The organism is Sagittula sp. SSi028 (assembly GCF_048553715.1).
GTDB lineage: Bacteria > Pseudomonadota > Alphaproteobacteria > Rhodobacterales > Rhodobacteraceae > Sagittula.
On record NZ_JBLZNC010000007.1, the window covers coordinates 213545 to 224517 of the forward strand.

At 63.2% G+C, this 10973-nt stretch carries 10 protein-coding genes; 9 read left to right on the forward strand and 1 reads right to left on the reverse strand.

Annotated features, from left to right (window positions below):
• Positions 1 to 32: 32 nt before the first annotated feature.
• The 4 genes from ACN5AZ_RS14850 (at position 33) to glnT (ending at position 4349) form a co-directional block, all read left to right on the forward strand.
• Positions 33 to 923 (forward strand): class II glutamine amidotransferase, encoded by an 891-nt coding sequence (locus ACN5AZ_RS14850; protein WP_419429692.1) that lies wholly within the window; start codon positions 33 to 35, stop codon positions 921 to 923.
• A 3-nt stretch (positions 924 to 926) separates the two neighbouring features.
• A complete protein-coding gene (locus tag ACN5AZ_RS14855; RefSeq protein WP_419429672.1) occupies positions 927 to 1613 on the forward strand; it encodes a protein GlxC in 687 nt (228 codons plus the stop codon).
• Between the two features lie 10 nt (positions 1614 to 1623).
• A complete protein-coding gene (locus tag ACN5AZ_RS14860; protein ID WP_419429673.1) occupies positions 1624 to 2949 on the forward strand; it encodes an FMN-binding glutamate synthase family protein in 1326 nt (441 codons plus the stop codon).
• A gap of 83 nt (positions 2950 to 3032) precedes the next feature.
• Complete coding sequence (glnT, locus tag ACN5AZ_RS14865) at positions 3033 to 4349, forward strand: type III glutamate--ammonia ligase (RefSeq protein ID WP_419429674.1); 1317 nt, start codon at positions 3033 to 3035, stop codon at positions 4347 to 4349.
• 52 nt (positions 4350 to 4401) lie between these two features.
• Here glnT and ACN5AZ_RS14870 read toward each other — a convergent pair whose 3' ends face one another.
• The gene (locus ACN5AZ_RS14870; protein ID WP_419429675.1) at positions 4402 to 5358 is read right to left on the reverse strand and encodes a GlxA family transcriptional regulator; all 957 of its coding nucleotides are present in this window, start codon (positions 5356 to 5358) and stop codon (positions 4402 to 4404) included.
• A 119-nt stretch (positions 5359 to 5477) separates the two neighbouring features.
• Here ACN5AZ_RS14870 and ACN5AZ_RS14875 point away from each other — a divergent pair, with 119 nt between their 5' ends.
• The 5 genes from ACN5AZ_RS14875 to ACN5AZ_RS14895 all read left to right on the forward strand — a co-directional run.
• Complete coding sequence (locus ACN5AZ_RS14875; protein WP_419429676.1) at positions 5478 to 6728, forward strand: sarcosine oxidase subunit beta family protein; 1251 nt, start codon at positions 5478 to 5480, stop codon at positions 6726 to 6728.
• A gap of 13 nt (positions 6729 to 6741) precedes the next feature.
• Positions 6742 to 7020 (forward strand): sarcosine oxidase subunit delta, encoded by a 279-nt coding sequence (locus ACN5AZ_RS14880; protein WP_419429677.1) that lies wholly within the window; start codon positions 6742 to 6744, stop codon positions 7018 to 7020.
• On the forward strand, positions 7017 to 9962 hold the full coding sequence (locus ACN5AZ_RS14885; protein ID WP_419429678.1) for a sarcosine oxidase subunit alpha family protein: 2946 nt from the start codon (positions 7017 to 7019) through the stop codon (positions 9960 to 9962). The genes ACN5AZ_RS14880 and ACN5AZ_RS14885 overlap by 4 nt, the downstream gene beginning before the upstream one ends.
• A complete protein-coding gene (locus tag ACN5AZ_RS14890) occupies positions 9955 to 10524 on the forward strand; it encodes a sarcosine oxidase subunit gamma (protein WP_419429679.1) in 570 nt (189 codons plus the stop codon). The genes ACN5AZ_RS14885 and ACN5AZ_RS14890 overlap by 8 nt, the downstream gene beginning before the upstream one ends.
• Positions 10521 to 10973, forward strand: a 453-nt coding sequence (locus ACN5AZ_RS14895; protein ID WP_419429680.1) for a tetrahydrofolate dehydrogenase/cyclohydrolase catalytic domain-containing protein, incomplete at its 3' end; no start/stop codon positions are given. The genes ACN5AZ_RS14890 and ACN5AZ_RS14895, both read left to right, overlap by 4 nt.

Here is a 10973-nt window from a genome sequence, read left to right on the forward strand (position 1 = left end):
ATCGCGCCGGGTTTGACACGACGGAGGACGCCATGTGTGGCATTGTGGGCCTGTTTTTGAAAAAGGATGACCTGCGCCCGAAACTGGGCGACATGCTGACCGATATGCTGATCACCATGACCGATCGCGGCCCCGACAGTGCGGGCATCGCGATCTATGGCGAGGGGCAGGACGGCACGGTCAAAATCACGCTGCAATCGGACAGCCCTGATGAGGCCTTCGACGGGCTGGCGGACGCGATGGCGCAGGCGCTTGGCATTACGCCCTCGGTAAAGGTCGTCGACACCCATGCCGTGGTGACCCTGCCGGACACGGCAGCCGCCGATGCGATCGCATGGCTGGAGGCGCGCGGCCTGCGCATCATGGGCTCTGGCGCGTCGATGGAGATTTACAAAGAGGTCGGCCTGCCCAAGGATGTCGCGGCACGTTTCGGCCTGCGTGACATGGGTGGCAGCCACGGCATCGGCCACACGCGCATGGCGACAGAATCCGCTGTGACCACGCTGGGCGCACACCCGTTTTCCACCGCCGATGACCAGTGCCTCGTCCACAACGGATCGCTGTCGAACCACAATCAGATGCGCCGCAAGCTTGCCCGCAAGGGGGTCGTGACCCGGTCGGAAAACGACACCGAAGTGGGCGCGGCCTATATCTCGTCGCGCATCGCCGAAGGGGCCACCTTGGGCGAGGCGCTGGAGGGCACGATCAAGGATCTTGACGGGTTCTTTACCTTCGTCACCGGCACAAAGAACGGCTTTGGCGTCGTGCGTGACCCGATCGCCTGCAAACCGGCCGTGATGGCGGAAACCGACGACTACGTGGCCTTTGCCTCGGAATACCGCGCCTTTGCCGACCTGCCGGGGATTGATGCGGCCCGCATCTGGGAACCCGAACCCGCCACCGTCTATTTCTGGGAGCGCTGAGCCATGACCACCACGCTTGATATGACCTCGACCGATTTGCGCGCCGTCAACAGCACGCTTCAGGACGCCGCCCGCGCGCAGGCCAATGAGGCCTATGTTGTCACCAATCCGCGCGGCGCGCATGCGATGGCCTGCGGTCTGGACGGCGCGCTGAGCGTCACCATCAAAGGCCCCACGGGCTATTATTGCGCCGGCATGAACAAAGAGGCCACCGTCACCGTCGAAGGCTCTGCCGGACCGGGGGTGGCAGAGAACATGATGTCCGGCGTCGTCACCATCGAAGGCGATGCCTCGCAATATGCTGGCGCCACCGGACATGGCGGGCTGCTCAATATCAAGGGCAACGCCTCGTCACGCTGCGGGATCTCGATGAAAGGTATCGACATCGTCGTGCACGGCAACATCGGCCATATGTCGGCCTTTATGGCGCAAAAGGGCAATCTTGTTGTGCTTGGGGACGCGGGCGACGCCTTGGGCGACAGTCTCTACGAGGCGCGGCTGTTTGTGCGCGGCAAGGTGAAATCGCTCGGGGCGGATTGCATCGAAAAGGAGATGCGCCCCGAACATCTCGAGACGCTGCGCGCCCTGCTGGCGCAAGCCGGTGCGGATGCCAAGCCCGAAGAGTTCAAGCGCTATGGCTCTGCCCGCACGCTGTACAATTTCAACATCGACAATGCCGACGCCTACTAAGGAGCGCGAGATGGACAAGACACCACAAACGATGCCGCGCCAAAGCTGGACCTTCTCGAACGAGGTGAACGCCGAAATTCGACGGGCGGCGGCCACGGGCATCTATGATATTCGCGGCGGCGGGGCCAAGCGGCGGGTGCCGCATTTCGACGACCTTCTGTTTCTGGGCGCATCGGTCAGCCGCTACCCGCTCGAAGGGTACCGCGAGAAATGCGACACCTCGGTCACGTTGGGCACGCGCTTTGCCAAAAAGCCCATCGAGCTGAAGATCCCCGTGACCATTGCGGGCATGTCGTTCGGCGCCCTGTCCGGTCACGCCAAAGAGGCGTTGGGACGCGGGGCCAGCATGGCGGGCACCTCCACCACAACCGGCGATGGCGGCATGACCGAAGAAGAACGCGGCCATTCCGAAAAGCTGGTCTATCAATATCTGCCATCGCGTTACGGGATGAACCCTGACGATCTGCGACGCGCCGATGCCATCGAAATCGTTGTCGGCCAAGGGGCGAAACCGGGCGGCGGCGGCATGTTGCTGGGCCAGAAGATCACCGAGCGCGTGGCGGGCATGCGCGATCTGCCGGTGGGCATCGACCAGCGGTCCGCCTGCAGGCATCCTGACTGGACAGGCCCCGACGATCTGGAGATCAAGATCCTAGAGATCCGCGAGATCACCGGCTGGGAAAAGCCCATCTACGTCAAGATCGGCGGCGCGCGCCCCTATTACGACACGGCCCTGGCGGTAAAGGCGGGCGCAGATGTGGTGGTTCTGGACGGGATGCAGGGCGGCACCGCCGCCACGCAGGATGTGTTCATCGAACACGTGGGCCAGCCCACGCTGGCCTGTATCCGTCCCGCCGTGCAGGCGCTGCAGGATCTTGGTATGCACCGCGAGGTGCAGCTGGTGGTGTCGGGCGGTATCCGGACCGGCGCGGATGTGGCCAAGGCACTGGCATTGGGCGCGGATGCGGTGGCCATCGGCACGGCGGCCTTGGTCGCGCTGGGGGACAATGACCCCAAGTGGGAGGCCGAGTATCAAAAGCTGGGCACCACCACCGGTGCCTATGACGACTGGCAAGAGGGGCGCGATCCTGCAGGCATCACCACGCAGGACCCCGAGCTGATGAAACGGCTCGACCCGATCGCTGCGGGGCGGCGGCTGCGCAATTACCTCAACGTGTTGACGCTGGAATGTCAGACGCTGGCGCGCGCCTGTGGCCACAACCATGTACACAACCTCGAGCCCGAAGACCTTTGCGCGCTGACGATGGAGGCCGCCGCCATGGCGCAGGTGCCTTTGGCGGGCACCAACTGGTATCCGGGAAAGCCCGGTTTCTGATTGCGACATAACGGGGGCGGGCCAATGCAGCCTGCCTCTTTGACCACTGGCCTGACCAATGGGACGACAACAGGGAAAACAAGATGAGCAAGCTCGCAGATTTCGCCAAGGACACCGGCGTCAAATATTTCATGATCTCCTACACCGATCTGTTCGGAGGGCAGCGGGCCAAGCTGGTCCCCGCGCAGGCCATCGCCGATATGGAAGAGGACGGCGCAGGTTTTGCAGGCTTTGCCACCTGGCTGGACCTGACACCGGCGCATCCCGACATGCTGGCGGTGCCGGATCCTGACGCCGCGATCCAGCTGCCGTGGAAGCCTGAGGTGGCTTGGGTGCCCGCCGATTGCGTCATGGAAGGCGCACCCGTCGAACAAGCCCCGCGCAACGTGTTGAAAAAACTGGTGGCCGAGGCCGCAGAGGCAGGCTTGCGCGTCAAAACCGGCATCGAGGCAGAGTTTTTCTTGTTGACCCCGGAGGGGGACCGTATCTCTGACCCGTTCGATACGGCAGAGAAACCCTGCTACGATCAGCAGGCAGTGATGCGCCGCTACGATGTGGTGGCCGAAGTCTGCGATTACATGCTGGAACTGGGATGGGGTCCCTACCAGAACGATCACGAGGACGCCAACGGCCAGTTCGAGATGAACTGGGAATTCGACGACGCGCTGGTCACGGCGGACCGCCACAGCTTTTTCAAATTCATGGTCAAATCCGTGGCCGAAAAACACGGGCTGCGGGCCACCTTTATGCCCAAGCCCATCGAAGGGCTGACCGGCAACGGCTGTCACGCGCATATTTCGGTCTGGGATCTGGACGGTACGACCAATGCCTTTGCCGGAAACGCGGGCGGCCAGATCGGCGAAGTGGGCCTTTCGGAAAAGGGGGGACATTTCCTTGGCGGGATCATGAAACACGCCGAGGCATTGGCCGCGATCACCAACCCCACGGTCAACAGCTACAAGCGGATCAACGCGCCGCGCACCATGTCCGGCGCCACATGGGCCCCCAACACCGTGACATGGACCGGCAACAACCGCACCCATATGGTGCGCGTGCCGGGGCCGGGGCGCTTTGAGCTGCGCCTGCCTGATGGGGCGGTGAACCCCTATCTGCTGCAGGCGGTGATTATTGCCGCAGGGCTGTCCGGCATCCGCAGCAAAGCCGATCCGGGCAAGCGCTACGACATCGATATGTACGCCGAAGGCCACGCCATCACCGATGCGCCGAAGCTGCCGCTGAACATGCTGGACGCCATCCGCAACTTTGATGCCGATGACGGTTTGAAAGCGATGTTGGGAGCCGATTTCTCAGCCAGCTATATCAAGATGAAACATCAGGAATGGAATTCCTTTGTGACGCATTTCTCCGATTGGGAGCGGCAGAACACCCTTGATATCTGACGCGGCTTTCGCGTGAGTGATGTGCGGGCCCGGTCGCTTGATCGGGCCTGTTTCATGTTTGCGGGGCAGGGGGCGCAGACCTGCGCAAATGCGAGGGCGCATGCCCAAACTGCCGCCGAAAGGCATCGCCGAAATGGGCCTGCGTGGAAAAACCGGTCAGCTGGGCAATCTCTGACAATGGCAGGCGGCTGCGCTGCACAAGGTCTCGGCCGGTGTCCAGACGGATCCGGCGGTATTCCTCCATCACGGAGCGGCCAAGGGCCGCGCGAAACTGTCGCTGCAGTTGCCGCACAGAGCGACCGGTCAGGCTGGCCAGTTGGGTCTGGTCCAGCGGGTCGGCGATGTGGCTTTCCATCAGGGTGATTGCATCCTCGACCATGGGGGGCAAAGGGCCGTAACGGGCGGCGATGGATTTGCGCTGCGGGGCGTCGGCCCCGCGCACATCGGTCTGAATGAACCAATCCGAAATCCGTTGGGCGAACCCGCTGCCAAAGTCGCGCGCGATCAGCGCGTGCATCATATCCAGCGGCGCCGATCCCCCCGCACAGGTGTAGCGGTCACGGTCGATGACAAACAGGCGCCGCTCCAACAGCCATGTGCCGCCCATGGCGTCGAAATCATCGTAATGGTGCCAATGCACGGTAAAGCGGCGATCTGCCAGCAGCCCTGCCTTGGCCAGAATCACCGCGCCGCCCGATATCCCGCCAAGCGCCACGCCATTGCGGTCCGCCTGCCGCAGCCACGCCATCAGGCCCGCATCATTGTGGCGCGCGGGATCGCCCCCTGCGACCACAAAAACCAGATCGAACAGGGGCTGCGCCTTGGTGAAATGTCGCGCTTCGAACCCCGCCCCGACAGAGGAGCGCGCCCCCTCGGCCGAGGTCGACAATAGCGTGATGTCATAGGCGTGGGTCGGCGCAAACATATTCGCCGCGCGCAAGGGTTCCAGCGCCGCAGCGGTCGACATCAGCGCAAAACCGTCCACCAGAAGAAAAGCGATTCTGCGCATTCTGCGGGCCCTGTCCGAATTTCGACACTACGTCCTGTATCCGACAAAATACGACCCGTAACAAGAAGATCCTCTGCATTTCCCGCCCCTATAAACAGGGAAGGAAACGGAGCAGACGCATGACTTTCTCGGGCTTCAAAGTGATCAAAGAGGCGCTGACCGGCCACAAGGGCTGGGGGCCGCTTTGGCGCAACCCCACGCCGAAGGCGCAGTATGACATCGTCATCATCGGCGGGGGCGGTCACGGGTTGGCCACCGCCTATTACCTGTCAAAAGTGTACGGGCAGGCCAATATTGCCGTTCTGGAAAAGGGCTGGATCGGGTCAGGGAACGTGGGCCGCAACACCACGATCATCCGGTCGAACTATCTGCTGCCGGGCAACCAGCCGTTCTACGAATTCTCGATGAAGCTGTGGGAGGGGCTGGAGCAGGACACCAATTTCAACTCCATGGTCAGCCAGCGCGGCATCATCAACCTGATCCACAGCGACGGCCAGCGCGATGCCTACCGTCGTCGTGGCAATGCGATGATGCTGTCGGGCGCAGGCGCACGGCTGCTGAGCACTGAGCAGTTGCGCGACATGGTGCCGTTTTTGAACTTTGACAACGCCCGCTTTCCGATCAAGGGCGGATTGATGCAGGAACGGGCCGGTACGGCGCGCCATGACGGTGTGGCCTGGGGCTATGCGCGCGGGGCGGACAGTCGCGGCGTCGACATTATCCAGAACTGCGAGGTCACCGGTTTTCGCATCACTGACGGGCAGGTCGAAGGCGTTGAAACCTCTCGCGGGTATATCGGCGCGGGCAAGGTCGGCGTCTGCGTCGCGGGCAATTCCAGCCGAGTGATGGCGATGGCGGGGCGACGCTTGCCGATCGAGAGCCATGTTTTGCAGGCCTTCGTCTCCGAAGGGTTAAAGCCGGTCATCCCCGGTGTGATCACCTTTGGTGCGGGCCATTTCTATATCTCGCAGTCGGACAAAGGCGGGCTGGTCTTTGGCGGCGATCCGGACGGCTACAATTCCTACGCCCAGCGGGGTGGCTTGCCCGTGGTCGAGGATGTGCTCGAAGGCGGTATGGCGCTGATGCCGATGCTGGGGCGCGCGCGGCTTTTGCGCAACTGGGGCGGCATTGTCGATATGTCCATGGACGGCTCGCCGATCATCGACCGGACCGATATTGCGGGCCTGTATTTCAACGGCGGCTGGAACTACGGCGGGTTCAAGGCGACGCCTGCCTCCGGCTACGCTTTTGCCCATCTGCTGGCCCGTGACGTCCCGCACGATACCGCCAAGGCCTTTCGGTTCGACCGTTTCGCCCGTGGCTATGTCATCGATGAAAAGGGCGTCGGCGCCCAACCCAACCTGCATTGATAGGCGCTTTGATATGTTGATCCCCCATCCCCTGCTCGGGCTGCGTGATGCCCAGGAGTTCACCTACTTGGGTGACGCGGCCCTGATGGACCGCCCCGACCCTACGGGCGAGACCGCCGAGGAAGCCTTTTGTGACTACGTTTTCCTGCGCGACAACCCTGCCGGGGTCCACCGCGAATTGTGGTTCCACGAACAAGGAGACCGGTCGTGGCTGGTCGTCACGCGCAACACCGTCACCCATGAGATCCTTGGCGCTGAACTGGCCTCCGACGTCAAGCGAGCAGCACGATGACCCGTTTGTCCGGCGGTTTGATTGACCGCACAACCCCGATGACCTTTACCTTCAACGGTCGCAGCTACACCGGGTTCTCTGGGGATACGCTGGCGTCTGCGCTGATGGCCAATGGCGTGCAACTGGTGGGACGCAGCTTCAAATACCACCGGCCGCGCGGCATCTTTTCCGCAGGGTCAGAGGAGCCCAACGCGCTGGTGGAACTGCGCGAGGGTGCCGCACAAGAGCCGAATACGCGCGCCACTGTGACAGAGCTGTTCGATGGCCTTGTTGCGCGGTCGCAAAACCACCTTGGTCCGCTGGGGCGCGATCTGCTGGCGGTAAACGACGTGATGGCGCCTTTTTTGACGGCGGGCTTCTACTACAAGACCTTCATGTGGCCGCGCGCGTTTTGGGAAAAGATCTACGAGCCGGTCATCCGCAATGCTGCCGGTCTGGGGCGGCTGTCGATGCAGCCGGACCCCGACAGCTATGACAAGGGGTTTTTGCACTGCGATCTGTTGGTGATCGGTGGCGGGGCCGCAGGTCTGACTGCGGCGCTGACGGCGGGCCGTGCGGGGGCCAAGGTGATCCTCGCGGATGAGGATTTCCGCCTTGGCGGCAGGTTGCTGATGGAAAGCGATCTGTTGGACGGCGCAGCGGCCAGCGCTTGGGTGGCGCGGGTTCGCGCCGAGCTCGACAGCTTGCCGAACGTGCGTATTCTGACGCGGACAACGGTTTTTGGCACTTATGACCACGGCGTCTATGGCGCGGTCGAACGGGTGTCCGATCACCTTGCCACGTCAGGTGAGACAGTCCGCCAGACCCTGTGGCGCATCACCTCGCGGGCTTGCGTTCTGGCCGCTGGCGCAACAGAGCGGCACATTCCCTTTGCCAACAATGACCGCCCGGGCATCCTGCTGGCAGGCGCCCTGCGCGCCTATGCCAACCGCTGGGCCGCCAGCCCTGTGCGGCAGGACACCGACGCCATTGCCGTGTTTACCAACGGCGACGATGGCCACCGCACCGCGCTGGATATTCTCAAACAGGGTGGCAAGCTTCTGGGCGTGATCGACACGCGCAAAGGGGCGCGGGCGTTTGGCGACTACCAAGTGTTTGACGGTGCCTGTGTGACAAACACCAAAGGCCGCCATGGGCTAACGGCCATCGAGATCACGCAAAACGGCCAAAGCCACTGGCACGCGGCGGGGGCGCTTGGCGTGGCGGGGGGGTGGAACCCCAACCTGCATCTGGCCTCGCATCATCGTGGGCGTCCGCAGTGGGACGCCGGTCTGCTGAGCTTTGTGCCTGGCTCCGATGGGCCCACAGGCCAGTTTCCCGCCGGTGCTGCGGCAGGTCACGGCGGCACAGCGCAAGCCTTGCGCTCCGGCACCGAGGTGACCGTGGCCGCGCTGGACAGCATCGGCATCACCAGCGCCGCGATTGCCCTTCCCGATGCGCAGGACACACCGGCGGCGCAAGAGGCCTTTTGGCAGGTGCCGGGCAAGGGACGGGCCTGGGTCGATTTCCAGAACGATGTCACGGTGAAAGACATCGCTCTGGCGCATCAGGAAAACATGCGGCCGGTCGAACACCTCAAACGTTGGACCACGCTGGGCATGGCGACCGATCAGGGCAAAACCGCCAATGTCACCGCGCTGGCGGTGATGGCAGAGCTGACCGGCAAGACCATCGCCGACACCGGCACCACGATCTTTCGCCCTCCTTACACCGGCGTATCGCTGGGCGTTCTGGGCGGCGGCGACACCGGCCTGCAGTTCCGCCCCAAACGCCTGACCCCGACCCATCATTGGGCCACGGGCCAGAACGCCACCTTTGTCGAGGTGGGCCCGTGGATGCGCGCCCAGTATTTCCCCCGCCCCACAGAGACGACTTGGCGCGCCACCGTCGACCGAGAGGTTCTGGCCGTGCGCTCCGCTGTCGGGATTTGCGATGTCACAACCTTGGGCAAGATCGACGTTCAAGGCGCGGATGCGGGCGAATTCCTCAATCGCATTTACGCCAACATGATGGGCACGCTGAAGGTGGGCATGGTCCGTTACGGGCTGATGCTGCGCGAGGACGGGCATTTGTTCGACGATGGCACCTGCGCGCGCATGGGTGAGCATCACTTCGTGGTCACGACCACCACGGCCAATGCAGGCGCGGTCTATCGCAACATGGAATTTGCGCATCAATGCCTGTGGCCGGAACTGGATGTGCAGTTGATATCCACCACCGATGCTTGGGCGCAGATTGCCGTGGCCGGACCGAAGGCGCGCACGCTTTTGTCGCGTATCGTCGACGGTTTTGACCTGTCGAACGACAGCTTCCCCTTCATGGCGTGTGCGGAATTGACGATCTGCGGCGGGTTGCGGGCCCGCCTGTTCCGTATCTCCTTCTCCGGCGAGCTGGCCTTTGAGATCGCTGTGCCGGCCCGCTATGGGGCCGCGCTGATGGAACGGCTGATGGAACAGGGGCAGGACCTTGGGGTCACACCCTACGGGACCGAAGCCTTGGCCGTTTTGCGCATCGAAAAGGGTCATGCCGCGGGTGCCGAGCTGAATGGGCAGACCACGGCCCGGATGTTGGGATTGGGGCGCATGGTGTCGCAGAAAAAGGACAGCATCGGCGCGGTGATGTCTCGGCGCGAGGGGCTGGCCGCCGACCGGCGCATTCTGGTGGGGCTTCAGCCTGTGGATGCACAGCAGATGGCGCCCTCTGGCGCGCATCTGTTCGACCGGACCGCGCCACGCGATCTTGACCATGACCTCGGCTGGGTAACCTCCGCGTGCTATTCGCCACATCTGCAAAGCTATATCGCGCTGGCCTATCTGGAAGGCGGCGCAGACCGCTTGGGGGATACGATTGTCGCCGCCAATCCGCTGGAAGGTGCTGAGGTCGCCGTGCGCGTGGTGTCCCCCCATTTCATCGATCCTGACGGAGGACGCCTGCGTGACTGACCTAAGCCCCTTGATCCCGCAAACCGCGCTGGGGACCGTGGTGCCGCGCGAAGCCCGCATCGGCTCGGTCATCCTGGCCGAGGATGCGACCCTTGGACTGGCCTCGATCGCTTTGCGCGCAGGTTATCCCGCGCCCACACCATTCGGCCTGACCTTGCCCGATGTGTCCGGTGTCTCCGCCAATGCCCGCGCTGGTGCATTCTGGATGGGGCGCGGCCAGTGGATGCTGGAACTGCCGGGCCAAGCCGAGGCGGATGTGGTGGCGCAAGTCGTCCCTCAGGCCCCGGGCTGCGCCGTCACCGAACAGACCGATGGTTTCGTGACATTGAACCTGTCGGCATCAGCGGCACAAAGGCTGGCGCAGCTGTTGGAAAAACTGGTGAACGTCGCGGTCGAGGATCTGGCACCGGGACGGGTCGTTCGCACAGGTCTGGATCACATGACAGTGTTTGTGATCCGACGCAGCGCCACTGAACTAACCGTTTTGGGGATGCGCAGCTTTGCCAATGCCCTGTGGCATGCGTTGGAACGCGCCATCCGCAATTCCGAGGGGTCGACATGACAGCAACAGTAATCGACGGCAAAGCGTTTGCGGCCACGGTGCGCCAGAAGGTGGCAGGCCATGTGGCGCGGCTGCGCGAGGAGCACGGCATCACACCCGGGCTTGCGGTGGTGCTGGTGGGCGAGGATCCCGCCAGCCAGGTTTACGTGCGCTCGAAGGGGAAGATGACCGTCGAGGTCGGCATGAATTCCTTCGAGCATAAGCTCGACGCGGACACCTCGGAGGCGGATCTGCTGGCGCTGATCGACCGGCTGAATGCAGATCCGGCGGTGCACGGGATCCTTGTGCAGCTGCCCTTGCCACAGCATCTGAACGAGGATCTGGTGATCAACGCGATTGATCCGGCCAAGGATGTGGACGGGTTCCATATCTCGAATGTGGGGCTGCTGGGCACGGGGCAGAAGTCCATGGTGCCTTGCACGCCGCTGGGCTGTCTGATGATGCTGCGC

Bases quoted from the DNA above. Each gene is read 5' to 3' on its own strand.
- ACN5AZ_RS14850 (WP_419429692.1), top strand. From the start codon at position 33: ATGTGTGGCATTGTGGGCCTGTTTTTGAAAAAGGATGACCTGCGCCCG.
- ACN5AZ_RS14855 (WP_419429672.1), top strand. From the start codon at position 927: ATGACCACCACGCTTGATATGACCTCGACCGATTTGCGCGCCGTCAAC.
- ACN5AZ_RS14860 (WP_419429673.1), top strand. From the start codon at position 1,624: ATGGACAAGACACCACAAACGATGCCGCGCCAAAGCTGGACCTTCTCG.
- glnT (WP_419429674.1), top strand. From the start codon at position 3,033: ATGAGCAAGCTCGCAGATTTCGCCAAGGACACCGGCGTCAAATATTTC.
- ACN5AZ_RS14870 (WP_419429675.1), bottom strand. From the start codon at position 5,358: ATGCGCAGAATCGCTTTTCTTCTGGTGGACGGTTTTGCGCTGATGTCG.
- ACN5AZ_RS14875 (WP_419429676.1), top strand. From the start codon at position 5,478: ATGACTTTCTCGGGCTTCAAAGTGATCAAAGAGGCGCTGACCGGCCAC.
- ACN5AZ_RS14880 (WP_419429677.1), top strand. From the start codon at position 6,742: ATGTTGATCCCCCATCCCCTGCTCGGGCTGCGTGATGCCCAGGAGTTC.
- ACN5AZ_RS14885 (WP_419429678.1), top strand. From the start codon at position 7,017: ATGACCCGTTTGTCCGGCGGTTTGATTGACCGCACAACCCCGATGACC.